This window comes from Clostridium pascui, assembly GCF_016908015.1.
Lineage (GTDB): Bacteria > Bacillota > Clostridia > Clostridiales > Clostridiaceae > Clostridium_AK > Clostridium_AK pascui.
Genome location: NZ_JAFBDB010000010.1, coordinates 1 through 24,168 on the forward strand (window position 1 = coordinate 1; position 24,168 = coordinate 24,168).

Below are 24,168 nucleotides of genomic sequence, written 5' to 3' on the forward strand. Positions count from 1 at the left end.
TGTTTTCACTCTTTTAATTTGTTTTCACTCTTTTAATTTGTTTTCACTCTTTTAATTTGTTTTCACTCTTTTAATTTGTTTTCACTCTTTTAATTTGATTTCACTCTTTTAATCTATTTTCATTCTTTTAACACTAACTTCATAAAAAAGATACTCTCAATCAAATATTCACGCTCTTAAGGTTTATTATAATATCTAAATTAATTTTTGTCTATATCTCCCAAAAAACCAAGGACATCTAATCTTTAAATTAGATGCAACCTTATATTAATTTTATTCTCAACGTAAATATATTAGAACTTAGTATTTTCAATGCTTCCATTTACGATATAGCCTTACACCACTGTCTCTATATACCAAGAAAAGGAACTAATATTATGTTCCCCTACATAACGATTTATATCTTGTACTGTATAGGGTAGCATATTTTAATTATCCATAAATCTATTATTTTTAGTATTTTACTTGAGCTAAAACAATATGCACGTCTCCACGTGCGAAATAAACAGAAACATCTTACTACAACCCTTTAATAAATATATCCATGCTATTCCATAACAATAATCTCTGTACATCATACAAAACCTTAGCCAACTCTAATTATACTTTTTTTCACTTTATCCATCATACTCCACCACTGCTCTCTTAAGTCTCCTAATCCCCCCTCTAGGATTCTCCACATCTCCCCTATACCTTGGTATTATATGCACATGAAGATGCATTACCGTTTGGCCTGCGTGGTATCCGTCGTTTACTCCTATGTTATAGCCTTGAGGCTCATATTGAATATCTAGCATTTCTTTTACTTCATGTAAAAGGCTGTAAATTGCTTTTATTTCTTCTTCTGAGGATTCAAAGAAGCTTTGAAAATGTCTTTTAGGTATTACTAAAGTGTGCCCTTCATTTACTGGAAACTTATCCATTATTGCAAAGGCATATTTATTTTCCGCTATTATAAGTTCTTTATCATAATTACAAAATAAACAATTTGTCATATTAATGTCCCTCTCTTATGCTTCTAGCTTCTTAAAGTATTCTTCCAGCTTTTTATCACATATTTCCTCAATATGTTTTTTATCTTCATTAGTGAGTTTCTTCCATATATTTGAGTTAAATTCTACATATTCCACATCCTTTGATTTTTTCATAGAATTCATTTGCTCGTATTTATCAAAGGGATTTGAAAATATGTTCTTTTCTATTTCTTTTCTTGTGTAGCTATCCTTACAGTAAGGACTTTTGGGCTTTTCTACTATAAGCCCTTTATTTTTTCTATCTTCATAGAAATCTATAAAGTAATCCACTATATCTTCTATAAGAACTTTTCCTTTATCATTTGCATATTCAAGCATTGCCTTTAAGAGTACTGGCTTGTAGGAATATGCCATGGTCATTTTGCTTACAAAGTCTATAAATTTATCCTTCATGTTTGCAGCAGTTATAAGTTCCCATTCAAATTCATTAGCGTATTTTTCAATGCTTTCTTCCTTAAAATAGTTAAAGGTTTTGTTTATCATAGGCACTTGAAAATCTGGAGTTATTAATCCCTTTTTTATTCTATCTGCAATGGCTCCTTCCTGCACATATACTCTTCTTACAAATTCCCTTTCAGAAATTAAGTCCTTAACTTCATTTTGCCAATTAAATAAGCCTATATATTCATAGTCATAGGCACTTACAGGAAAGTCCAAATATGCTGCTGGCTTTTCTCCTCTTCTTATAAGGTCATCTTCCATAAGCATGTCCTTTTTACTTCCAAGTACCAATGATCCTGGAACATATTTATCCATATTAAACAATCTATGAACTGAAAGAGGCATATTGAAAAGTCCTGCATTATCTATAAAGTCAAATACCATTAAACATTCCTTTCCTTCAGATTTTCTAGTTCCTCTGCCCAACTGCTGAAGATAAATGGTTTTTGACATAGTTGGCCTTGCCATAAAAAGCGCTTCAGTTCTTGGACTGTCCCATCCTTCATTTAAAAGATCACAGGCACAAAGTACATTTAAATCTCCATACTCATATTCTTTAAGTATATTTTCTCTATCCCTTTTCATAAGGTAGCCAGATACCGCTTCCGCTCTTACCCCTTTAGTCCTAAATATTCCCGCTACTTCCTCTGCATGTTTTACCGATGCACAAAACACCACAGTCTTCTTATTTTTAACGTATTCTAAATAAGTATCTACAATTAAATTATTTCTATCTGGCACATAAAGCTTGCTTTCTAAATCACTTGAATTATACTTAATTCCATTTATTCTAACACTTTGCAAATCCACATTAGTTTTAACTCTAATACATCTTATAGGCACAAGTTCTCCAATCTCCACAGCTGTTTTTAAATCAAGCTTATGAGCTACATTTTTAAACAGCTCTAATATACTTTCACCATCAGATCTCTCAGGAGTTGCAGTTAGCCCTAATGTAAATTCAGGTTTAAAATAACTTAGCAGCTTTCTATAGGTTTCCGCTGCTCCATGGTGAGCTTCATCAATTATTATATATTTAAAATCCTCAGGACTAAAATCCTTTAAATTTGCATTCATACTTTGAATTGTGGCACATAATATAAAGGATTCCTTTTCCTTTCTATCACCCTTAAACACTCCACAGCTTTTGTCTTTCCACAAACTTTTAAATGTATTTTCAGCTTGATTTATAAGTTCATCAGTGTGAGCTATAAAAAGAGTTCTTTTATTAAAAATCTTAGCATCCTCCACTGCAGTAACAGTCTTTCCCGTACCCGTTGCATGATAAAGTAAGGCTATGGATTCTCCATTTTCCCTCATAGCCTTTAAATTATCTAAAGCTTGTTTTTGATGTTCTTTAAGTTCTAAAATCTTCCCCTTTTGCTTAGGAAGAAAGTCTTCTATTTCTTTAAAAGTAGGAAATTCTCCTAAAAAGGTTACAAGCTGATCTTTAACTCTCTCCTTATGATCTTTTAGTTGCTTATACGTCCATCTATAAACCTTCCAGTTTTCATGGATTAAACTATTTTGCTTAAGCAAATCATCATAATACTTTTCATTGGAAACCTTGTTTGGATTATGATAAGTTTCCCCATCTATCTCCACTGCCACCTTTTCTCCATCACAGAGCAGTGCAAATCTATAAATCTATTTTTACCGTATATATCTACAAAGGGATGCTGAATTACTATGCTGTTTGCCTTTTCCGGCCCAAAGGTTTCACAAAACACCTCTATAAATAAATCCTCAGCAACGCTCCCAAGCTTAATATAATCCTCTTTAATTGTCATATGTATCACCCATTTCTCAAGGTTATTTCTATAATTATTTTAATAGTTTTGGATATAATCAGCAATCAATGAGAAATTAAAAGGGACGGTTAACAACTATTCATGTGAGTTTGATGAAAGTTGAGAAACGTCCCTAGTTGGAGTATTATATAATACTCCGTTGATAAAGTTTGTTCCGTTATATAATTATTTCATTTTATATTTTAATTAATGCATTTAGTTTTCTTCAATAGTATGGATATAGGAAAGTTTGTAATATGATAGAAACTTAACTAAAACTTAGTTTAAATCTTTTGTTCCAGCTTTATGTTAATTATGTTACAACTATCCGTATTAAACTATCGATGGCTTTTCAAATAAATAAAATGAGCTATCTGCTTATATATAAATTAACTTTTTATGTACAATTATTTTTATACCATTCATCCATATCACGATCGGCAATATCCCCATGGTAACATTGTCTTGTCGAATTCCAATTTAGTAGAGATTTATTATTGTCATTAAGGTTATTAAAGATAACATCTGACACCATTATCTTTTTATCAAAGTTACTTTTATTTCCATAGCTACAAAACTTTGAAGCTTTATTTACAACACTCCCCATCCACACAACATCATTAATACTACTACCACTGTATCCAGCTTTAATCATAAGTGCTCTACCATAATCCATCCCCATACCAATAGTAATCTGTTCAATACTTTTTTTTCTAAATTTATAATTCATAATATCCACCAAAGATGATATTTGAGCAGCAATTGAGAATACACTATCTATATCAACTTTTTTAGGAGTCTTAAAAACACCCCAAACACAGTCTCCTTCTATATTAACTTCTGTACAGTTAATATTTCCATTCATTATAGCTATAACTTCCGAAATATAGGAGCGATAAAGTTTAGCCAATTTAGGTCTATTATGCTTATCAAGCAACTTACTTGAGCCTCTAATATCAACATATAAAACAGTACAATATACATAGAAACCATTAGTAAAAGTTAATTTATCTCTACAGGGAATTTCATCAAATTCTTCAAATGAATTTTCACTCTCATTTATTATTGTATCAATTCTTTCAAAGCTTTTCACATAATCATATACCTTATAACTACTTTTCATAATAATTTCACCTTACCTTAGATTACTTTCGGACATATATATATCTAGAATAATCAAATTTAAAATTTTTCTTCAATAAATCTGGTAATTTCTTATATACATACTACTAATCTATATTTTACTGTAATCTTTTGATGATTTTGCTGCATTGCTTGTACAATCTGTAATAACTTTTGTATCAAACGTATTATTAGTTCCTGTTTTTGCAATTATAACACTTACTATATCTATTCTATAACAAGATCTATCCCTTATATAGGATTTGCCATTGTTTGAAAAGCATTAAGTACAACTTGTACAAATCAGACAGCTAAAGATTCAGGACTTAATTTTTCATCTGCTGAGTTCCACATTATATTATCGTTGCACTTAAATAATACCATAACTGCATCGCCAAGTATGGTAATTGTTTCTCCATTATATTTTTCAATAATGTATATCATCATGGAAATAATTGCATGTAAAGTTAGAAAAGGTTTTTTCATACCTACTTGTTTTGCTCTCTTGATTGACATTATCATATCTGCAAACATATCCATTAATGATTTGTTTATATTATGCGCTTCCTGTGCTTCATTACATCTCTTGTTTACACTTGTTTCAACCTCACTCATATTTGCTACTGCAATCTTAAATAATCCTTTCTTTATTTATTTTCTCCTTTACCAGTAATAATTAAATATAATTGTTCCATGTGTTAATATAAAGTAATAAAAAAAGATGCATTAACAATAATACTCTGTGCTGTACTATTCCTGCAAACAATTAAACTTTTTTGTCTAAATAAATATTAGTTTTCAATAAACATTACTGAACACAGGTTATATTTACATTGCGAAAATACTTCCTTATAGAAATAGACAATTATAAGCCCATGCTTTGGTAAACAATAGGAAAAGATCTAAGCGTCTCTTTTCTTAATTGTTTACATTTACAAAAATTTATTTTGTTAATATCCCCTATATATATGCATGGATTACATATATAAACTAGAATTTATATACTGAAAAAAAATACATTATATAAGATATTAATATTGTAAAGCTATATAAGGAAATTCCTAAAAATTTCATACTTTTGTTTGAATTTAAAATTTTTATATTTCTTATCCCGCTCACTTTCATTAACTCTAAAGTAATAATTTTTAAAAATTCTTCTTCAGTTATGCTGTTTATATCATTTTGGTAACTCCTTAATGATATAGTAATTTTGCCATCATTACCATTAACAAGATACCATAATTCCTTACAACCCTCTCCTTCCAAGCTTACATAATTCATTGGATTATGCTTTGCATGCAATGTCCTAAAACCATAGTATACAGAAATTGCTGCTGCCACTACTGTAATACATGTTATGACACCTATAATAACTGACTGAAAAGGAACACCACTATACAACTTATAGATTTGGTAGATTTTATCACTCAACGATGATAAAATTGTAAAATATATTCCGATTACAACAAATATAGCTGCAACCTTTGTATCAATAAACCTAAGGGTATTGGTAGCATCATCTAAAGCTTTATAAATAAACTCCTTCTTCTCATCAAAACTCAATTTATTATCATCCATTTATCTTCTCCTTTATATTTCATATTCTACCTTCATTATAACCTGTCTACTAAATAAGTGAACAGCTTCTCCATCTTATCACCTTAACTAATAATTAGCTAACCCATTCTCACGGTTTTATTCACTTCTGAAGACCATCAGATATTCTGAACATACCAATTATCAGCTCTATGAGTAAATTGATTTTTTAGATTTTCACAAACTTTATTATATGTATCACTTGATATAGTTATCTGTTTTATACCATTTGATTTTTTAGCTGCATTATTAATACATGTTCCAATTGCTTTTGTATCAAAGGTATTGTCTGTTCCTGTCTTCGTAACTATTACTGAACCAGTATCAATGCCAACACCAAAAGAAACAGGTGGGATATCATCATTGGCTAAGATTGGATTAACAACCTTATCAAATGCTCTCAGCATTTCTTGTCCACATCTAACAGCTAGTTCTTCAGGCTTTAGATAATTTGTTGTATTTTCTCCCCAGTATATAGAATTATTATTTTTAAATAATGCCATAACTCCATCACCTGGGAGATCAATAACATAACCCTTGTAACTTTCTACAATATAAATCATAGCTGGCATAATTGCATGTATAGTTAAGAATGTTTTTGCTGGACCGATTTCTACCGCTCTTTCTGTAGAAGATCTCATATCTGCAAAAAAAGCTACATATTTCTCTTTATTATAAGTTCCAAATTTCATTTTTTCTGCATCATAATTCGGAATATTATTAGAAAGTGCGGCATATTCTTTTAAAATAGCCCCCTTTTCTAATACACAATTAGCTCGAGCTATCGAATATTTTTCTTCTACTTTCTGTTTTACTTGATTCATATTTATAATACTCATAATAAACTCTCCTTACATAAAATAAAACTTGTGTGTTACAGTTTCCATTTCAATTATAATAAACAAACCTAAATATACCTTTAACAAAAAAACGTAAACTTAACCCTTTGATTCTACACTTCTCTAATAACGGATATTTTTCAATTCAAAAGATAGTATATATATTATATTATTTTTATCCAAATTGATAATGTTCTTTATAAATTTTCTTACAAAAATATCAAGTTTAAAATAACCCTTTTGAGCAAGGTATGTTACTGCCTTATACTGCATATCACAAAAGTCATCGATATATGTTTCATATTTAAGTATCTTATCATTTTTAGAACTATTTATATTCTTAAAAGTAGGTACAAGGTTCCACATTTCATCGTACAGCACAAAACTCCATGGCTCTCATAATTTTCTTCTATCACCTCTCTATTACTCTTAAGATTAAATTTCTAAGATAGCTTTTATACTTCCTGTTCTATTTTACCACAAATTATGGTTAAATGTGTCAATATTATGCAATTTATGCAGTGAATTTACAAAAAATGAAGCATGGCCTCTAAAAGCCATGCTTCATTGAAATATCACTTGCCACTTGTCATGTGGGTGGCACCTAATTTTCTATTAAAGTATTCACTAATTCCTTTTGTCTCTTTTCTAAAATATCAGGTGTCCATGCATCATTTTGTTGTAAAAATATTTTATTGGCATGGAAAACATCCACCCTTTGTTTTAAATACTTAGTCTTTTTATCTATAAAATCTAAGTTACTAAGCTTACTGTTTTTGATTTGGCTTATTAGGACTAAATTAGCAATTCTATGAGTCCACTTTTCTCTTTCTTCCTTAGAAAAATCTTTTATCCATTGGCTGTTATCACTTGGATTTTGAGGAAGTACATGTTCTACACTAATCCTTTTGTATCCAGATAAGTGGACAGTATTATCTCCCATTAAATATTCCAGCTTTAATAATAAATATTTAGCAAACCTAGTTTTGTATACCTCTCCTTTAATGTTATATCTAAAAAGATTTGTATCTATAGCAAATAAATCATCATTTTGTAAAAATTCATCTAAGTGATCCTCATCTGTTTGCTCAATAGCTTTTGTAATTCTATTCATAGCTTCAAGCCTTTTAGTAGAATTATATTTGCATATCCAATCCCCTGCAAATTTATATTCTAGCTTTCTTAAAAACTCTATAAGCTTTTTATCCTTGAATTTGCTATAGTAAAAAAGCAGTGAAGGTATCCAATCTTCTGATGGAAGACCTAGTTTCATTATGGTTATAAGATTTTTATATTCATTACTTAAATTAGCATCCTGCAGCTCTATAATATCATCATATATACCATCATACTGCATAATAAGGGCTAGAGTTTCCTTTCCCTTCTCTAATTTTCCACTATTGTATATGTTAGCTTCATATTCATCTAAAAGATTTGCCCTTGCTTTCCTTTTAACTAAAATAGCTCTTATGAATTCAAGAAATCTTTCAAAGTACTGTCCATATTTGCTCTCTAGTTCTTCCCAAGTCTTAGAATATTTCTTTATCTCTTTTTCTTCTTTCAAAGCCCCTATATTTATGGATTTTAATATATCTGAAGCTGTTAATGGTACACCTCTATCATTTAGTATTGTGAAGAGTCTAAAGGCATCTTCTGTGTTATCTGTTGAAACATATATGAATACTGCATTGTTTAATAAAAATCCTGCAAAGCCTTCTAAATCATCTTTACAATTTAAAAATTCTCTTATAACCATTACTGCATTAGACATATTTGATATAGATATATTATCTGTATTTTTTAATTCCTCTAGTTTATCGCTATTTAATGTACCTTGGTCTTTTACTATATAATCTGATATAAATTCTTCTACTTCATCCCTTATATAGTATACGATTCTTTGTCTTGAAGGAACTTTCTTCAATTTGTTTTCCTTTTGATATATCATAGCTTGAAGAGTATCTTTATATTCTTTATCATCTAATAAATCCCTTAAAACAGCTATTATCATAAAAAAGGTTGTAAGTCTCTGTTGTCCATCTAAAACTTCATATTCAGCGTATTCATTATTTTTTGTTCTCTTTAATACAAGTGAGCCTAAGAAATACTCTGTATCTGGTTTATTTGAATAAGCAAAGTATAAATCATCTAAAAGTTCACTTACATTATCGCTTTGCCAAACATAAGGTCTTTGATATTCCGGTACCACAAACCAAAAATCCTCTGAAAATATCTTTTGAAGTAATTCCTTATCTGCATCTATTTTTCCGTTAGCCATTGTCTTTCCTCCACGTTAGTTAATGTATTTTTTGCAGCTTCTATGCTAAATCCCCTGTATTGATAGTATGTCTGTAATAATTATATACTGGGGAGTAAAATTTTAAAACATATTATATTACTATTTAAAAGCTTATAAGTAATAACTCATATGGCTGCCACTATTTATGAACCTTATTTCTAAATAAAATAAAAATTGGATAAATTGAATTATTTTCTATATTTTTGGTTATTATATATTTTAATTAATAATTAAGTATAGAGTTTATAAATCTTAGCCATGAAGCAGAGTTCATAAATTTATTGCATTTGCTGTGGTTTATAAACCTTAAGTTTGGAGTGATTATGTGTATATTAGTCAAGAAAATACATTGGAAAATTATAGTAATATAATTGATAAACAAAATTTAAAACCTTCACTGTACAATTCTTTTGTATTAAGTGAAGATAAAGAAGACTTGATAGGATATAATTTTCTTTATAAAAGTATTATAAAGATTCCTATTGAGATTTTCTCAGATCATGAAGAACTTCTAATGTATTTAACAAAGAAATCTGGATATGAAAAAGTAAATTTATCATTAATTCCTCAGGAGTGGTTAGACTCTCTTTATTCAACAAAATTCATCATAGATTCAAATATTGATGAATTAAGCCTTATAAAGTATCATTACTTTAAAAATCTTTTTGATAGCCAGACCCTAAACCTTACTATATTACCTACATTATGGTGTAATTTAACATGCCCTTATTGTTTTGAATATAAAAAACCAATATCTATGTCACATAAAACTCAAGAAATGTTATTAGATTGGATGAGAATAAACTTTAGCCAAAAAAAACATATACATATATCATGGTTTGGGGGAGAACCTTTACTGGAAAAGGACACTATTATAAAACTTACTAAAGATATTAAGAGATTTTGTAATGAAATTAATGCAACATATTCATCTTCAATAACTACAAATGGATTTTATTTTGATAAAGAGTTTCAAAAACTTCTTCCTGAACTTTCTATAAATAATGTTCAAATAACCCTTGATGGGGATAAGGCAGCTCACGATAGTCTTAAAAAACAAATTTCGGAAGAAGGTAGTTTTGATGTAATATATAAAAACATAATTGATTATTGTGAACAAGATTTAGAATGTAAGCTTTCTTTAAGATTTAACTGCACTGACAGTAATTATAATAGCGTAAAAAATTTAATTGATAATTTTCCTGAAAGCGTTAAGAATAAAGTTTCTGTATTTTTTAGATGGGTATGGTCAAATGAAGCCAGTGGATTTAAAGAGTTTTCGAGTAAGCTGAATGAAAAAGAGCCTTTTAAAGAACTATTTAATATTTATAATTATAGCAATTTAATTGGTTTAAAAACAGAAAATCCTAGCAATGATTCTTTTGGTGTATATTGTGAAGTTGATTTTTTAGATCAATACAATATTGATCCATTAGGCAACATATACCTATGCAGCCATACTTTTAAGGACTCTGAGGCTATCGGATCTATTTATGGAGGGTATGATTTTATTAATTCAAAGTATATAGGTGATTATGCAAGATGGTACTCTATTAATCCTTTTGAAGATTGCGAATGTTTAAAATGCAAACTCTTACCTACATGTTTTGGCGGATGTCGTAAATCAAGATTTGAAGGAAATAGGAATTGCCTTGAAGAAAAACGATCTATTTCCTTATTTACTAAAAATGTTATTGCAGAAATACTTAATCAACAAATATATGCGCATAATTAATGATATTTTAAATAAATACACTAAAAAACTGGAGGTAATATCATGAATGAAGATAAATTAAATACAAACTGTGAAGAAAATATAAAAGAGTTACTTATCGATGTGTTGGATGCGGGCACTACTCCTAATGATATTAGAGTTAGTATTATGGGTCCTGATGGAAGGTGTGGCTGCAAAGGTGATTGTAACTGTAAATCAAAGTGTATGTCATGTGATATGCTCAGAGATAATGTATTAGATACATGCGATATTGCTATGGAAGATATTATACAGGTAGTTAGAAAAGCTCTTAAAGAAAAAGGTATAAACCCTAAATAAATTAAATGGATTTAATCAAGTATGTTATTAGATATAATGCATTATCTTAAACTTTAATTTTTATTGAATAAAAATAAGCATGGACTATAACTCCATGCTTTATATTATTTAAATATTTCCTTAAATTTTATCTACGATTATTTACCATAACGAAATTATCGTTACTTACACATCCATTTTTATTATAAGATTTATTTTAATCACTTCATTTCTACTGAATATTTATTCTCTTTTTTAAACTTTAAAACCAAATTCAGCACTACTAAGGAAAGTAATTCTGTTGAAATAAGAGTCATAAATAATCTATAATGCTCAGCTTTGTATTTTATAAAAAGAAAACTTAAACAATAAATAGTGAAACCAATGATTGAACTTATTACTACTTTCCTTTTTCCTATTACATAGTTGACTTATCCTCTATTCTATCTTTAAAAAGCCTTTCTACATCTGTATAACGCATTCTTCCATTACAGACTAACTCTGATATAACATTTCCCACTCTATCTGTAGCACACATTACTGAAACTTGATTTTTAGAGATACCTCTCTTTTTCTTTTCCTCTTGGCTTGAAGGTCGGCTCTTAGGACCTCTCCTATATGGTTTGCGTGGCATAGCTAATTTCAACTATTTCAGCACATTTTCTAATTGAATAACCTGCAATCATACACTTGATGTAGGATAACCATGCAGTAAAGTCTTTTTTGCTATTATAATATGGAGAGTAAGTAAAATCTGTAAGTGTCTTATGGCAGTCTTTGCAGATGTACCTTTGCTTATTATTATATTTACCATTTCTCAAAACTCTATCTTTTTTACAATAAGGACATACTCTGCCTAAAGAAAATCTATTTTCTTTTATCTCATCTTGAATTTCAGTTGTCATTGAGCCTAAAATCAACTCTTTTTCAAGATAGTTATAAACTTTTTCTTGTTCAGATTTATTTAAAGTTGAAAGAAATTTTATTATAGAATTCGCACCAGACATAGCATAATTTTAAAATCAATAGTGCAACAACTTGTTGTACTATTGAAGCAAATCCTATTCTATTTTATTAACTTCAAACTTTTCCTTAGCTCTTTCAATAGCTGCATGTAATTTACCTTGTAGCAATTCCTTTGGTGGCAATTGAGTCATGTATTCAGCAACATGCATACCACTTGCACCTAATTCTAATAGTTCTACTTCCTCTGAATTCTTTTCTGCACAAAGTATTATAGCTATTGGTTCTTCTTCACCTTCAGCCATTTCATTCTTTTTTAGCCATCTTAAATATAATTCCACTTGCCCCTTATGTTCTGGTAAGAACCTGCCCAATTTAAGTTCAATTACTACAAGTCTTTTTAATTTTCTATGGTAGAATAATAAATCAATATAATAATCTGTATCTCCAATAGTTATTCTTACTTGTCTTCCTAAAAATGCAAAATCTCTTCCCATCTCAAGAATAAATTTCTCAAGTTCTGCTAAAATTGCATTTTCTAAATCTTTTTCACTATATGTATCTTGTAATCCTAAAAAGTCTAAAACATATGGATCTCTAAAAAATAAATCGGTACTCATTTTATTATTTTCACTTAATGCTTTTAAATCATTAACTATAGTTTCTTCAGGTTTTTTTGAAATAGCGGTTCTTTCATATAGCATGGAATTAATTCTTTCATTTAAAGTTCGTATGCTCCATCTTTCATTTATACACATGGTAATATAAAATTCTCTTTTTAATTTATCATTTATTGTTATTAATTTTAATAAGTGTGACCAAGATAATTTTGCAGACAGTGTCTGCAAAATCTGAAAATCATTTATTATTTCATATAAATTAACCATATTAAACAGATTTCTTTGACTATAGCCTTTACCATAATTAGTTGTTAATTCTTTACTTAAACTTTTAATAATGGACTTTCCATATTCCGCTCTTTCATCATTTAATATTTGAGTCTTGATTATCTTACCAATACTCCAATATAATATTACCATTTCAGAGTTTATAGCTAAAGCTACTTTGTTTTTACTGTTATTTATAACTGTAGATATTTCTTTATAAATAAAATCTATATTATTTTTAAGTACATCACTCATTTAAACACATCCTTACATAATAAATTATAACATAAGACAACTATTTTTAACTTGTTCTTTGAACATTGTATAACAACACTAGAACAATATTTATGATTTATTTAAAAACTAGCTAAATATAAAATAAAAATAGGCATGACCTCTAAAAGCCATGCTTTATCAATGTATCACTTGCCACTTGCCATGTGGGTGGCACTAATCATTCTTATGCCTTCAACAAATTCATTCTTCCCACCTTGTGCAGGATGTCTCACTTTCTCACAGCTAATGCCTAATTTATTAAGGCTTTCCTCTGCTTTATTTCCCATGGCAACTACCTTCTCAATATTAAACATTTCAATCATTTTAAGCAGTGGCTTTTCACCTATTAACAGTTCCTTTTTTAGAGGTGTTCTATTACTTTCCCCATTGTCCTTTTTATGTGGGTGAAAGGGAAATGCATTCCAAGACAGCACCATCATGTCATATTCTACAAGAGTGTTCCATATTATTGTAGCCGTTGCCTCTTTAAGAAGCTTGTCCTTTTCCAAAGCCAACCTATATCCATTTTCTCTGCCAAATATCTCTAGGCCATTTATATTATTCATAAGCAAATGCTCGCTAGTAAAAGGTACACCAGTAAGACGGCATCCTCTATATCCTGGTGCTTCTCCCACAAGTATTATTTTAGGCTTTAATTTATACATTTGCTCTAAATAAATCATCAAATTCTCTCTTCTTATAGAATTCTCCTCATGCTCATAGGAGTATTGATTACATACATTGGGCATAGCCTCTATTAATGCTAGTTTTTCTACAAATGTTTCTATATTTTTTATCATTTAATCAATCCCCTTTTATATCTCTAAATCATATATATGAGATGCTTTTATTGTCTCCTATACTATGCTTTAAACGTATAATTTAACTTTACTATCTCGTTAGATGCTTCTAAAAATATATCTAGATATATTATTTCTGAATGACAAAACTTAATTATATCCTGTTCAGCAACCTCTCTTTTATAGTAATCATGAGTGAATCTATTTCTAAGAACTACACACTTAACCATAAAATTAGAAAGAAAATCATCCATTAACCCGTACATTGCAGCAGATTTAATTAAATCAACTCCGCTTAATCTAGTATTATATCTATCATTGATTACTAAGTAAGTTTCACAAATATCTATGATGTATTCTGTAAAGTCTGAGAAATATCCGGTCATGCCTCTTGCTACTATTTCATTTGGAGATTCACAATACAGCTCAACAGCTTTCCTAATTTTAATTAGGAAGTCATATGCACTATTAAATTTATCATTTAATCTTTCTTTTTTATATTTATAATACACCATACTTTGATTCCCAATCCCTTCTAATTAGATTGATTAGTCTTTCATTAACTCTATTAAACTTACTAATATATAATAAAAAGTCGTAATGAAGCTCCATGTCAAAAATAACTTTATCTGTAAAATCTATATAAATATCTGCAAATACTGTATCGAAGTTATTTAAAGCTATAAAGGTGAAGTGAATATTGTCATGTTCAAAATATTCTTTTAGAAGTGGATAATAATAGTCTTCTAATTTACATTCCAAGTCAAAATCCAAATGCTTAACTAAAACTAAGATATCAATGTCACTTCTTTCCTTATTCCAAAAACTTGTATTATAACTCCCAAATAACGTTAAAGAAATTACATTTTCATCATATCTAGATAAAGTACTGTCTGATAGCAACTTTCTAATCACTTCACTATTTTGAACATAATCACTCATAATATTACCTCCATATAAAAATCTTACAAATCTAAAATAAATATTACATATACAGTTATTTTAACAGTTCAGATCATGATTAACAACTCACTTGCCACTTGTCATGTGGGTGGCACCTGGGTGGCACCACGCTTACTACTTTAAAAAGATAAATGAAAACAATCTAGATTCTTTATCATTCCTTCTATATGAATAGGTTTCATATTCCTTGTTACAAAAGGTACAAATATTCACATCATGAATATTATCTTCTAAGACTCCTTTATATTTTAATTGGTGCATAATGCACTTCTTCAAATTAAGCCTTCTTCCATCATGAAAATCTATATCTTTATACATGCTATTATTCTTAAAGAGCTCTATTAGTTCTTCACTTACCTCATAACAGCACCCGCCAATATGGGGTCCAATACACACAACTAAGTCCTCGGTTTTTGTCCCATAGTTTTCAATTAGCTTATCTATAGTTTTAGAAGCAATACCCATTTCAGTTCCCTTCCATCCACTGTGTACTGCTGCAATTACATTATTGGTTTTATCATACATCAAAATTGGAACACAATCTGCAGTAAAAATTCCTACTGCAATATTCTTTTCTTTTGTAATTATTGCATCTCCTTCATGAGTTTTACCATCATAAACATATATATAATCACTATGGGTTTGATTAAGATATCCAACTTCTTTTAATTCAAACCACTGTTTTAAATTTTCTAAGTTATTAATACCCTCTTTAGAATTTTTACTTAAATTAAGATTGTTCTTTGCTGTGGAAAAAACAAACTCTGCATTTGAATTTGAATAGCTAATAAACTCATATTTGTCTTTATTTAAGATCTTCATTGTAACCTCCATAAAATATTCTCATTATGTTTCATTAATTCCTTCATGTAATTATATCAAAATAAAGAGTTAATGAAAAACAAATAAAGAAACAGATGCGTAAATGAAATTAACTTTTAAAGTTGGTTTAATCAATATAATTACTTGGTTTTATTTTTAAAAAAGTACATAAAAAATAGACTTAGTGCTTATAACTAAGTCCGTTATGTGTCACAAAACTCATGCCTATTTTCTTATTTATCCATTCTATATAGAAGTTCTTTTTATTCCATAGATCAACTTGCCACTTGCCACGTGGGTGGCACTTTATTATCTATAGTTTTCTTCAATCCACTGATTTATATAATTTACAAACTTAGCAAAGTCGTCTAAATGATTATGTAATATATCTATAATTATTTTTTCATCAACTCTCATATAATCATGGACAAGAATATTTCTAAAGGATATCATATTAGCTATTTCCTTAGAAAATTTTTGTGGTAAAATCTTATTCTCCCCTAAAGCTAAAATGACTTCCCTATATGTGTCTGGTTTTTCTATATCTAGCACTGAAATAATTATATTAGATATATCAAGCACACATTCAATAGATATCTGTATACCCCTTTCTATTCCCCAGTATCTTAACATATCTTCTTTTAAATTATCTTCATTTATATAAACAGCAGTTGATTTTAATAGCAGCACATTCTTTTGCAATTCCTTTATTTTTAAATTAATTGTCTCCAATAAACTTCTTGTCATACTATATATCCCCCGATTCTTTTTTTGCCCAATCTTTTATGTATTTTATCTGAGTTCTTCTAAAAGGCTCCATATCCATATATTCTTTAAGAACTCTAACCTCAAAATTCACCTTAATATCTTCATTTTCCATATAAACAAGCTTTCCATACTTAATAACTTGATGCTTTAATACGGAATTAGCATTATTTAATATAACTAAATCTATATCATTTCTTTTAAAAATATCAATAAATTCACCTATTAATGTTAGCTTATCTAAGGGATTATAATTATCCTCCAAAAGCACAGCTATGTCTAAATCGCTGCTCTTGTCATTTGTTCCCTTTGCATAAGAGCCAAATATATAAATTAATTTTATTCCATAACTATCTATTAGTGTCTCTAGATTATTTTTAAGTATATCCTTAACTTCACATAAATCTTTTTGAATCATAGTTTTACCTACCTTGAAATTAGTACTTTGTAAGTATTATAACATTATTTTTAGCCGTTATATCATAAATTTTACAAAAATAAGCATGAGCTATAAAAACTCATGCCTTATCAAAGTATCACTTGCCACTTGCCACGTGGGTGGCACTAAGCGTATTCGCACTAAGCGTATTCACTAGGTACATTAATATAAATTTTCTTAATTCCCTTTCATACTCTTATGTATTAAATCTTTCTTTATTTGATTAAATTCTTCTTCTGTTATTACACCTTCATCAAGTAAACTCTTAAACTTTATGATTTCATCTGCTAGATTTAATTTTTCTTCATTTGAGCTTTGGTCACTTGTTGCTGCTATTTTCTTTATTATAGGATAATATATGGTCTTAGTTAATGCCTTTTGTGGTAATTTTTTTAGCGCTTGTTTGGCCATGCTAAATGTTAAGTATTGGATTTATAATTGATATTCTGTATAATTACATAAGAACACAATTATAATTTTTGTGAGATATTATAACAGTGATATAGGAGAATAACAAAATGATAGATTTATTTAGAGCATTTACTACAAAGGAAGACTTTTTTTATGATGGTGCATTTATTGCTAAAATAAAATATCAACGGTTTCAACCCAAATCAGATAAGGAAACTTATAAAAATGAAATTGTAAAAAATAATAGGAGACTTTGTGTAATCAACTGTAGTGGATATGCTAATAATAAAGTTGCAGAAACACTAACAGTTTATTTAATGATGAATGTAACAGTTAAAGAACCTGTTGAACCAGAAATCGTTGAAGATACTGGTACTTTATGGCGTAATTTTTCAAAAGAAGAAATTGCAGATTTTAGTCATCTAACAGGAGATACAAATTACATTCATCTTACAGAAAATCCAGTTGTACAAGGAATGTTTATTCTAAAAGAACTTTGTGACACAACTCAAACTAATGAGATAGAAGTAAAATATATTCATCCTGTTTATGGATGTAACCCAGTTTATATAAAGCATGAAGGAAATATTATAAAAGGATTTAGTAATGGAATATTGTGCTTCCAAGCAATTCTGTCTTAAAATCTTTTTATAAAAGTGTAAATTAAGGGAAGGTTTAAATTACTTCCCTTAAAAAATATTATATTATCAACACTATTCTTTAACATAGCCTACAAATAAAATCCAAATTTAAATAAGCATGAGCTATAAAAACTCATGCCTTATCAAAGTATCACTTGCCACTTGCCACGTGGGTGGCACTCTTATTCCTTTTCTAATTTCCCTTTATAGTCAATGGTTCCACCAGATACATTTATCACCTTAAAGCCCTTTAGAATAAGCTCATTACAGGTAAAGCTGCTCTTTCTCCCGGACCTGCAAATTATATGGTACTCTTTATCCTTATTTAAATGCTCATCTGGCTCTCTTAGTATTTCATACATTGGAATGTTCTTAGCCCTTGGCAAATGCCCCTCTTCATATTCGTCAGATTCCCTTATATCTATTAAGCTTATTTTCCCTAGTGACTCTTCTAAATCATTAACATCTACTGATTTTACTCTATCTTCTCTAAAAAATGAAGGCATGTTATCATCTCCCTAATAGTTAATTACTCAATTTATCTTAAGTATGTCCTTTTCGTTCAATTAATATAATTTAAATAAAAAATAAGCATGAGCTATAAACCCCATGCCTTATCAAAGTATCACTTGCCACTTGCCACGTGGGTGGCACTACTATACAGCATGATAGCAGAGCTGAACAACTCCCGAAGAAAATGTCTTAGTGTTAACAAGCTTGAGACCTACTCTCTCTTTTATATCAATGAACAAAGGTTTGCCCTCTCCTAATATGACAGGATGAATAGATAATCTATATTCATCAATAAGCCCTAGATTTAAAAAAGTTGTTATAAGACTTGATCCCCCATAAAGCCAAATTCCTTTACCTGGCCCATTCTTTATTTTCTTTACTTCCTCTACTATATTGCTACTTATTAAATTAGCCCCTGGATACTCCTTGGTAGACGTTTTTGAAAACACATATTTCTTCTTACTATGAACTAACTTCCAAACCTCTTTTTCAGCATCTGATATTTCATCTCCAGGAATGTATTGTCCCCATAAATCATAGCTTTTACGCCCATATAAAATTGTATCAATATTATTTAGGAAATCAACAAACTTCATATCTTGATCCATAATACACCAATCTACTTCACCCTTTGGTCCCTCGATAAATCCATCTAATGTCACCGCTAAATCTAAAATTATTCTTCTAGTACTTCCAGTATCGAGCATAACATTTATCCTCCTCTAAAAAACGTTTTTTATTTTATCATCATTCCATATAAAATTTCCTGCTGCTAAAGTCTTATGATGAAATTAACTATAAAAAGTTATATTACTTATTATATTATAGGCTATAATACGGCTTACCATACTGTTGTATCGGCGGTTTTAGCCCCATAGTTTTATTATATCAGATTATTGGAGTGGTTTTTCTGAAGCATCTAGATTATGACGATTCAACAAAAAAACACCGATTCTTTTATAGTTTACATATGGAATCAGTGTTTCTTCGTTTTTAATTATTATTTTCGCAAAATCTTATCCATGGCTTTTCCCTTTGCTAACTCATCAATCAGCTTATCCAAATAGCGAATTTCCTGCATAGTTGGTTCTTCAATGTCTTCCACTCGGACACCGCAGACCACACCTTTGATCAAAGCTCGCAAAGGATTCAGCTTAGGAGCTTCCGCAAAGAAGTTCTCAAAATCTGTCTGTTTTTCCAGTTGAGCTTCTAACTCTTCCTGGCTGTATCCTGTCAACCAACGGATAATTTCATCCACTTCTGTTTTCCTGCGTCCTTTTTTCTCCGCCTTCGTAACATAAAGGGGATAGACACTTGCTACACTCATTGTATAGATATTATGTTTGGTCATGATATATCCTCTCTTATGTGATTTTCTTCATTATATCACGAAAAATAGTCGGGTCAAACTATACACTAGTTGATATACCTAGCATACGGCAAAAACTGCTATCATTTATTATACAGTTCTGCGTAACGGGTATAACCTGGACTTCTACCTATTTTAAGATAGCGTTTCTTACGAGTAAACCGTTATATTGTTTTTAAACTTGTCAATTTGTTTTACCTTCTGTGTAATTTTCCAATGCCGTCCAAATTTTATCATATTCCAATTGTTCGGCATATTTTTTGAGCATACTTCCAAGGGTGTGATTTTCTACCATAATTTTATCAATTATTTTTTCCACCTTGTTGACATTCAACCTGGAAATTGCATCATACAACTCATTACGAAGTGCAGAAGGCAACGACTTAATCAGTTTCTCAAAATTGTTGTCAAAATCAATACACTCTTCATCGGATAATACTTCATAAACGTATTTGATCCCTAAATGCCTGGCCATAGCTGCAAAAATGTCCTGTTCACGGTAAGGCTTCCGTACAAAATCGGTACAACCAGCTTTTATTATAGGTTGTATTTCTTCTTCCAACACACTTGCTGAAAGTATGACAATTGCCACATTTGCTCCATCTTTCATAGTACGAATCTTTTTAGTTGCTTCAAGACCGTCCATTATGGGCATTCGAAGGTCCATCCAAATAAAATTAGGTTGCCACTGTGAAAAAAACTCTATGGCTTCCAAACCGTTCTGGGCCTCAAGCACTTCAAAGCCAATTCTCCTAAGAAGGCGAATTAGTAAGCGGCGGCTATCAGCATCGTCTTCAACAACCATTATGCGTGGTCTTTTTTTCCCCTCTTCTAAGCCAATTACTCGATGAATCTCAGTGATTTCCGTAACACCGGCAGCCTTCCCTTCTTCGGATACTATTTCCACACGAAAAATACTGCCTTTGCCAAACTGACTCCTTACAGTGATATCTCCGCCCATCATTCGGGCATACTCTCGGCTTATAGCCAATCCCAAACCAGTTCCTCCCTGTATTTTCCTACCGCTTCCTGTTTGCTCAAAATATTGAAACAGCTTGTTCTGCTCGCTTTCTTCGATTCCCATGCCTGTATCTTCAACTTCTATGGTCAAATGTAGTTTATCTTGTGTTCGAATTCCCGCTACCTGAACTCTAATGCTCCCTTCTGATGTGAATTTTACTGCATTTCCCAAAAGATTGATTAATATCTGGCGAAATTTATTCTCATCAGCTGTGATATAACGCGGAATTTTATCAATTCCATTCAAAGTAAATTTCAAACCCTTAGCATTTGTTTTGATTCGAAACATTTTCTCCAAGTCACGGAAAAGAGCATGAACATCAAAGGTGACAGTTTCTAAACTAATACGGCGGGCTTCAATTTTAGATATTTCCAAAACGTCATTAATCAACGCCAAAAGATGTTCTCCGCTGCGATTTATAATATCTAAATATTCCCGATGCTCAGCTTGCAAATCAGAATCTCTTTGCATCAATTGTGAATAACCTAAAATTGCATTCATCGGTGTACGAAGTTCATGACTCATATTGGCAAGAAAGGTGCTTTTAGCCTGATTGGCCGCTTCAGCAGCTTCTTTGGCCTGTTGCAATTGCTCTAGAACAAGTTTTTTCTCGGTAATATCTTCAAAAATAATAATACCACCTAAGAAAGTTTTACTTACATCTACCCTTCGAGACAATTTAATGCTAAAATATTGAATTCCCTGCTTGGTTTCCACCTTTCTCTCTAAACTAATGGAAGGTTCATTACTGGCAATAAAAGCCTTAAGATCGTCTGCTAACCAGGAAAAGAAAGAGGTAATTGTTTTACCAATAATTGAGTTGTCATTTTCACCGAAAAAATCCGAAGGCTTCGCCGTTGAATAGTAATATTGATCACCATGACTATCAGTAGCATTTATCATAACAGCGGCGGCAAAATTAAAATTAACGATTTTGTCTACATCGTCGATAATAAATATCGGGTTAGGGACACTTTCAAAGATTGTTAAGAATCTGTTTTTTTCTACTATTATTTTTCGGTTCTGAATTTGCAGTTCTCCTATCTGCCTACTTTGCCCAGTTCCGGCCCATTCTGCGCAAAGTGCAATCATAAAACGGTCAAACATTCGGTTAATAATATGAAGGCATTCATCTTCATACTCTTTTGGGAATTTCGCATATCTGACCAGGTCGAGCCAAGCTTCTCTGTAATAGACCATTAGTCCATGAAAAATTTGCAGACTGACGCCTCTTTCTCGGTGTCTTTTAGCGGTGCCCACGATGAAACGACATAAAGGATCTTCCTTAAAATTATGATCAGGTCCAAATTCAAAATCGGGATATATAGTATCAATACCTTCCAAGATGGCACCGGAAAGTCCATTGACACAAATGCGCCATGCCCTTTCAAGTGCAGCGCTGCCCTCCGCATAATTGCGTTCAATAGCGTAATGAAACAGTCTTTTCAACAACCAGTCTTCGTGGCTGGCAATCAGTTGTTTTAATGGTAACATATCATTCATCCTGCTCCTCACCTCTTCTTCATTTATATATATCTGAGAATTCTATATTAATTTTTTCAACATTATTTCTTTCTGTTGAATTACTCATTGGATGTAAACCCTCGGTTTTTTCCACTAATTCACATGGAAGATATATAATAATCTCAGTGCCATGCCCAATTTGACTATTTGCATATATTGTTCCACCATGCAGTTCTACCAAAGCATTGACAATAGAAAGTCCTATTCCACTTCCTTCATGATCCCTTGTAAGAGACCTGTCAACTTGCACAAAACGTTCAAATATTAAATTTAGCTTTTCTTCAGGAATACCTCTTCCTGTGTCCTTTACCTTAATGCAAATATTTTGGATGCCATTTTCTATACTAACCATGATTTCACCACCGGGCTCAGTAAACTTTACTGCATTTGATAACAAATTCAAAATAATTCTCTCTATTTTATCAGGATCGCAAGCTATAATTTTTTCCTCTATATCTGTATCAAATATAATTGATAACCCCTTGCTTTCTATATAATCAGCAACAGACAGTGTTATGTTTTCTATGAGATTTATTATATTATTATTTGTTTTATATATTTCAAAATAACCTACATCAATCTTTGTTATATCAATTAAATTATTGGTCAATCTTAAAAGCCGGTAACAATTTTGCTTCATTGTATTTATGTATTTATGGCAATTTGAAGATATATTACGAGCTAAACATCCCTTTAAATTGGATTCATATAACTGAAGTGAAGAAAAAACAACATTAATTGGAGTCCTTAATTCATGGGAAATGTTTGCAAAAAACTCCGTTCTAACTCTATCATGCTCCATAAGAACATCTAGTCTTCTTTTTTCTTCATGAGCCTTTAGTAGTTCTTCCTCCGCTCTTTTACGCTGGGCAATTTCCTCTTCAAGCTGAACATTACGCGCCTGTAATTGCTGTTGCAGACGGGACACTGACAAGTGTGTCTCCACCCTGATCAATACTTCTTCTTTTTGAAAAGGTTTGGTAATATAGTCCACACCACCTGCTTTAAAACCTATGACCTTGTTGGCCGCATCGTCAAGAGCACTAATAAATATCACTGGAATATCACGGCTGTGCTCGTTCAGCTTCAACTGACGGCATACCTCATAACCATCCATCTCCGGCATTATTACATCCAGTATAATCAAATCCGGCTTCTCAATGAGCACTGATTTAAGGGCCCTTACGCCGCTAGAGACCGGGCGCACTTGATAGCCATGCTCAGAAAGCAGATCTGACAATAGCTTCAGATTAACTAGCGTATCGTCAACAATCATAATTTGTGTCGAATCACTTATTTGTCTACCACAATTTATCATGCTTCATCCTCCTTCAACATTCCTTTTCCCAATTTTCATTTCGTTAACCATTAGCACAATTAAATTCTCGCTTCTTTTGTAGTTTCAATATTCGAGAAAACATTGCAAATTCCTTCAATAAACTTCAAATCTAAAGATTATAATATACCACAAGCAAAATTTCTTAAAGTTGTCCACTACATAAGCTGATGATGAATATTTGACTGTGGAACTTTATTGAAGTAAATATTATAATTTATATATAGCAGGGCTGTAATGTAATAAAAACTTATAGATTATATGGGTGAATATCATTTGCATTAT

The 24,168-nt window shown here is 30.6% G+C and carries 26 protein-coding genes and 1 pseudogene; 3 read left to right on the forward strand and 24 right to left on the reverse strand.

The window, feature by feature from the left end; all coding sequences use genetic code 11:
* Positions 1-617: 617 nt before the first annotated feature.
* From JOC70_RS17560 to JOC70_RS17595, 9 genes and pseudogenes are all read right to left on the reverse strand, one after another.
* Positions 618-995 (reverse strand): HIT family protein, encoded by a 378-nt coding sequence (locus JOC70_RS17560; RefSeq protein WP_204600173.1) that lies wholly within the window; start codon positions 993-995, stop codon positions 618-620.
* Positions 996-1,010: 15 nt separating this feature from the next.
* The gene (locus JOC70_RS17565; protein ID WP_341534919.1) at positions 1,011-3,086 is read right to left on the reverse strand and encodes a DEAD/DEAH box helicase; all 2,076 of its coding nucleotides are present in this window, start codon (positions 3,084-3,086) and stop codon (positions 1,011-1,013) included.
* Complete coding sequence (locus JOC70_RS19290; RefSeq protein WP_243429181.1) at positions 3,071-3,265, reverse strand: hypothetical protein; 195 nt, start codon at positions 3,263-3,265, stop codon at positions 3,071-3,073. The genes JOC70_RS17565 and JOC70_RS19290 overlap by 16 nt, the downstream gene beginning before the upstream one ends.
* A gap of 397 nt (positions 3,266-3,662) precedes the next feature.
* A complete protein-coding gene (locus JOC70_RS17570; protein WP_204600174.1) occupies positions 3,663-4,388 on the reverse strand; it encodes an adenylate/guanylate cyclase domain-containing protein in 726 nt (241 codons plus the stop codon).
* A gap of 302 nt (positions 4,389-4,690) precedes the next feature.
* Positions 4,691-5,002 (reverse strand): nucleotidyl cyclase domain-containing protein, encoded by a 312-nt coding sequence (locus JOC70_RS17575; RefSeq protein ID WP_204600175.1) that lies wholly within the window; start codon positions 5,000-5,002, stop codon positions 4,691-4,693.
* A 375-nt stretch (positions 5,003-5,377) separates the two neighbouring features.
* The gene (locus tag JOC70_RS17580) at positions 5,378-5,965 is read right to left on the reverse strand and encodes a hypothetical protein (RefSeq protein ID WP_204600176.1); all 588 of its coding nucleotides are present in this window, start codon (positions 5,963-5,965) and stop codon (positions 5,378-5,380) included.
* 137 nt (positions 5,966-6,102) lie between these two features.
* Positions 6,103-6,822, reverse strand: a complete 720-nt coding sequence (locus JOC70_RS17585; RefSeq protein WP_204600177.1) for an adenylate/guanylate cyclase domain-containing protein — start codon at positions 6,820-6,822, stop codon at positions 6,103-6,105.
* Between the two features lie 237 nt (positions 6,823-7,059).
* A pseudogene (locus tag JOC70_RS17590) lies at positions 7,060-7,215 on the reverse strand (HNH endonuclease domain-containing protein); the annotation flags it as partial.
* Positions 7,216-7,426: 211 nt separating this feature from the next.
* Positions 7,427-9,100, reverse strand: a complete 1,674-nt coding sequence (locus JOC70_RS17595) for a DUF262 domain-containing protein (protein ID WP_204600178.1) — start codon at positions 9,098-9,100, stop codon at positions 7,427-7,429.
* 346 nt (positions 9,101-9,446) lie between these two features.
* Between JOC70_RS17595 and JOC70_RS17600 the strand changes: the two genes are divergently transcribed.
* Together JOC70_RS17600 and JOC70_RS17605 are read left to right on the forward strand one after the other, a co-directional pair.
* Positions 9,447-10,856: a radical SAM/SPASM domain-containing protein gene (locus JOC70_RS17600; RefSeq protein ID WP_204600179.1), complete on the forward strand. Its 1,410-nt coding sequence runs from the start codon at positions 9,447-9,449 to the stop codon at positions 10,854-10,856.
* Between the two features lie 42 nt (positions 10,857-10,898).
* On the forward strand, positions 10,899-11,174 hold the full coding sequence (locus JOC70_RS17605) for a hypothetical protein (protein WP_204600180.1): 276 nt from the start codon (positions 10,899-10,901) through the stop codon (positions 11,172-11,174).
* A gap of 397 nt (positions 11,175-11,571) precedes the next feature.
* Here the strand turns inward: JOC70_RS17605 and JOC70_RS17610 are convergent, their stop codons facing one another.
* The 10 genes from JOC70_RS17610 to JOC70_RS17655 form a co-directional block, all read right to left on the reverse strand.
* Complete coding sequence (locus tag JOC70_RS17610; RefSeq protein ID WP_204600181.1) at positions 11,572-11,787, reverse strand: hypothetical protein; 216 nt, start codon at positions 11,785-11,787, stop codon at positions 11,572-11,574.
* A complete protein-coding gene (locus tag JOC70_RS17615; protein ID WP_204600182.1) occupies positions 11,768-12,160 on the reverse strand; it encodes a transposase-like zinc-binding domain-containing protein in 393 nt (130 codons plus the stop codon). The genes JOC70_RS17610 and JOC70_RS17615 overlap by 20 nt, the downstream gene beginning before the upstream one ends.
* 54 nt (positions 12,161-12,214) lie before the next feature.
* A complete protein-coding gene (locus tag JOC70_RS17620) occupies positions 12,215-13,258 on the reverse strand; it encodes a PDDEXK nuclease domain-containing protein (protein WP_204600183.1) in 1,044 nt (347 codons plus the stop codon).
* 167 nt (positions 13,259-13,425) lie between these two features.
* On the reverse strand, positions 13,426-14,079 hold the full coding sequence (locus JOC70_RS17625; protein WP_204600184.1) for a uracil-DNA glycosylase: 654 nt from the start codon (positions 14,077-14,079) through the stop codon (positions 13,426-13,428).
* A gap of 62 nt (positions 14,080-14,141) precedes the next feature.
* On the reverse strand, positions 14,142-14,594 hold the full coding sequence (locus JOC70_RS17630) for a hypothetical protein (protein WP_243429182.1): 453 nt from the start codon (positions 14,592-14,594) through the stop codon (positions 14,142-14,144).
* The gene (locus JOC70_RS17635; RefSeq protein WP_204600185.1) at positions 14,581-15,021 is read right to left on the reverse strand and encodes a nucleotidyltransferase domain-containing protein; all 441 of its coding nucleotides are present in this window, start codon (positions 15,019-15,021) and stop codon (positions 14,581-14,583) included. Before JOC70_RS17635 ends, JOC70_RS17630 begins: the two co-directional genes overlap by 14 nt.
* A gap of 135 nt (positions 15,022-15,156) precedes the next feature.
* Positions 15,157-15,864, reverse strand: a complete 708-nt coding sequence (gene pgeF, locus JOC70_RS17640) for a peptidoglycan editing factor PgeF (RefSeq protein WP_204600186.1) — start codon at positions 15,862-15,864, stop codon at positions 15,157-15,159.
* A 309-nt stretch (positions 15,865-16,173) separates the two neighbouring features.
* Positions 16,174-16,611 carry a type VII toxin-antitoxin system HepT family RNase toxin gene (gene hepT, locus JOC70_RS17645; RefSeq protein WP_204600187.1) on the reverse strand — a complete coding sequence of 146 codons (438 nt, stop codon included), beginning with the start codon at positions 16,609-16,611 and terminating at the stop codon, positions 16,174-16,176.
* A 1-nt stretch (position 16,612) separates the two neighbouring features.
* Positions 16,613-17,047: a type VII toxin-antitoxin system MntA family adenylyltransferase antitoxin gene (mntA, locus tag JOC70_RS17650; RefSeq protein ID WP_204600188.1), complete on the reverse strand. Its 435-nt coding sequence runs from the start codon at positions 17,045-17,047 to the stop codon at positions 16,613-16,615.
* Between the two features lie 198 nt (positions 17,048-17,245).
* Positions 17,246-17,479, reverse strand: coding sequence for an SHOCT domain-containing protein (locus JOC70_RS17655; protein ID WP_204600189.1), 234 nt, complete (start codon positions 17,477-17,479; stop codon positions 17,246-17,248).
* Between the two features lie 107 nt (positions 17,480-17,586).
* On the opposite strand from JOC70_RS17655, the gene JOC70_RS17660 reads away from it, so the two are divergent.
* Entirely contained in the window at positions 17,587-18,120 is a 534-nt protein-coding gene (locus tag JOC70_RS17660) for a MaoC family dehydratase (protein ID WP_204600190.1), read from the forward strand.
* Positions 18,121-18,302: 182 nt separating this feature from the next.
* Here JOC70_RS17660 and JOC70_RS17665 read toward each other — a convergent pair whose 3' ends face one another.
* From JOC70_RS17665 to JOC70_RS17685, 5 genes are all read right to left on the reverse strand, one after another.
* On the reverse strand, positions 18,303-18,626 hold the full coding sequence (locus JOC70_RS17665; protein WP_204600191.1) for a rhodanese-like domain-containing protein: 324 nt from the start codon (positions 18,624-18,626) through the stop codon (positions 18,303-18,305).
* Between the two features lie 150 nt (positions 18,627-18,776).
* Positions 18,777-19,340, reverse strand: coding sequence for a dihydrofolate reductase family protein (locus JOC70_RS17670; protein ID WP_204600192.1), 564 nt, complete (start codon positions 19,338-19,340; stop codon positions 18,777-18,779).
* A gap of 293 nt (positions 19,341-19,633) precedes the next feature.
* Positions 19,634-19,984 carry a DUF2200 domain-containing protein gene (locus JOC70_RS17675; protein WP_204600193.1) on the reverse strand — a complete coding sequence of 117 codons (351 nt, stop codon included), beginning with the start codon at positions 19,982-19,984 and terminating at the stop codon, positions 19,634-19,636.
* 202 nt (positions 19,985-20,186) lie between these two features.
* On the reverse strand, positions 20,187-22,526 hold the full coding sequence (locus JOC70_RS17680; protein ID WP_204600194.1) for an ATP-binding protein: 2,340 nt from the start codon (positions 22,524-22,526) through the stop codon (positions 20,187-20,189).
* Between the two features lie 19 nt (positions 22,527-22,545).
* Positions 22,546-23,865 carry a sensor histidine kinase gene (locus JOC70_RS17685; protein WP_204600195.1) on the reverse strand — a complete coding sequence of 440 codons (1,320 nt, stop codon included), beginning with the start codon at positions 23,863-23,865 and terminating at the stop codon, positions 22,546-22,548.
* Between the last annotated feature and the right edge of the window lie 303 nt (positions 23,866-24,168).

Bases quoted from the DNA above. Each gene is read 5' to 3' on its own strand.
- JOC70_RS17560 (WP_204600173.1), bottom strand. From the start codon at position 995: ATGACAAATTGTTTATTTTGTAATTATGATAAAGAACTTATAATAGCG.
- JOC70_RS19290 (WP_243429181.1), bottom strand. From the start codon at position 3,265: ATGACAATTAAAGAGGATTATATTAAGCTTGGGAGCGTTGCTGAGGAT.
- JOC70_RS17570 (WP_204600174.1), bottom strand. From the start codon at position 4,388: ATGAAAAGTAGTTATAAGGTATATGATTATGTGAAAAGCTTTGAAAGA.
- JOC70_RS17575 (WP_204600175.1), bottom strand. From the start codon at position 5,002: ATGAGTGAGGTTGAAACAAGTGTAAACAAGAGATGTAATGAAGCACAG.
- JOC70_RS17580 (WP_204600176.1), bottom strand. From the start codon at position 5,965: ATGGATGATAATAAATTGAGTTTTGATGAGAAGAAGGAGTTTATTTAT.
- JOC70_RS17585 (WP_204600177.1), bottom strand. From the start codon at position 6,822: ATGAGTATTATAAATATGAATCAAGTAAAACAGAAAGTAGAAGAAAAA.
- JOC70_RS17595 (WP_204600178.1), bottom strand. From the start codon at position 9,100: ATGGCTAACGGAAAAATAGATGCAGATAAGGAATTACTTCAAAAGATA.
- JOC70_RS17605 (WP_204600180.1), top strand. From the start codon at position 10,899: ATGAATGAAGATAAATTAAATACAAACTGTGAAGAAAATATAAAAGAG.
- JOC70_RS17610 (WP_204600181.1), bottom strand. From the start codon at position 11,787: ATGCCACGCAAACCATATAGGAGAGGTCCTAAGAGCCGACCTTCAAGC.
- JOC70_RS17615 (WP_204600182.1), bottom strand. From the start codon at position 12,160: ATGTCTGGTGCGAATTCTATAATAAAATTTCTTTCAACTTTAAATAAA.
- JOC70_RS17620 (WP_204600183.1), bottom strand. From the start codon at position 13,258: ATGAGTGATGTACTTAAAAATAATATAGATTTTATTTATAAAGAAATA.
- JOC70_RS17625 (WP_204600184.1), bottom strand. From the start codon at position 14,079: ATGATAAAAAATATAGAAACATTTGTAGAAAAACTAGCATTAATAGAG.
- JOC70_RS17630 (WP_243429182.1), bottom strand. From the start codon at position 14,594: ATGGTGTATTATAAATATAAAAAAGAAAGATTAAATGATAAATTTAAT.
- JOC70_RS17635 (WP_204600185.1), bottom strand. From the start codon at position 15,021: ATGAGTGATTATGTTCAAAATAGTGAAGTGATTAGAAAGTTGCTATCA.
- pgeF (WP_204600186.1), bottom strand. From the start codon at position 15,864: ATGAAGATCTTAAATAAAGACAAATATGAGTTTATTAGCTATTCAAAT.
- hepT (WP_204600187.1), bottom strand. From the start codon at position 16,611: ATGACAAGAAGTTTATTGGAGACAATTAATTTAAAAATAAAGGAATTG.
- mntA (WP_204600188.1), bottom strand. From the start codon at position 17,047: ATGATTCAAAAAGATTTATGTGAAGTTAAGGATATACTTAAAAATAAT.
- JOC70_RS17655 (WP_204600189.1), bottom strand. From the start codon at position 17,479: ATGGCCAAACAAGCGCTAAAAAAATTACCACAAAAGGCATTAACTAAG.
- JOC70_RS17660 (WP_204600190.1), top strand. From the start codon at position 17,587: ATGATAGATTTATTTAGAGCATTTACTACAAAGGAAGACTTTTTTTAT.
- JOC70_RS17665 (WP_204600191.1), bottom strand. From the start codon at position 18,626: ATGCCTTCATTTTTTAGAGAAGATAGAGTAAAATCAGTAGATGTTAAT.
- JOC70_RS17670 (WP_204600192.1), bottom strand. From the start codon at position 19,340: ATGCTCGATACTGGAAGTACTAGAAGAATAATTTTAGATTTAGCGGTG.
- JOC70_RS17675 (WP_204600193.1), bottom strand. From the start codon at position 19,984: ATGACCAAACATAATATCTATACAATGAGTGTAGCAAGTGTCTATCCC.
- JOC70_RS17680 (WP_204600194.1), bottom strand. From the start codon at position 22,526: ATGAATGATATGTTACCATTAAAACAACTGATTGCCAGCCACGAAGAC.
- JOC70_RS17685 (WP_204600195.1), bottom strand. From the start codon at position 23,865: ATGATAAATTGTGGTAGACAAATAAGTGATTCGACACAAATTATGATT.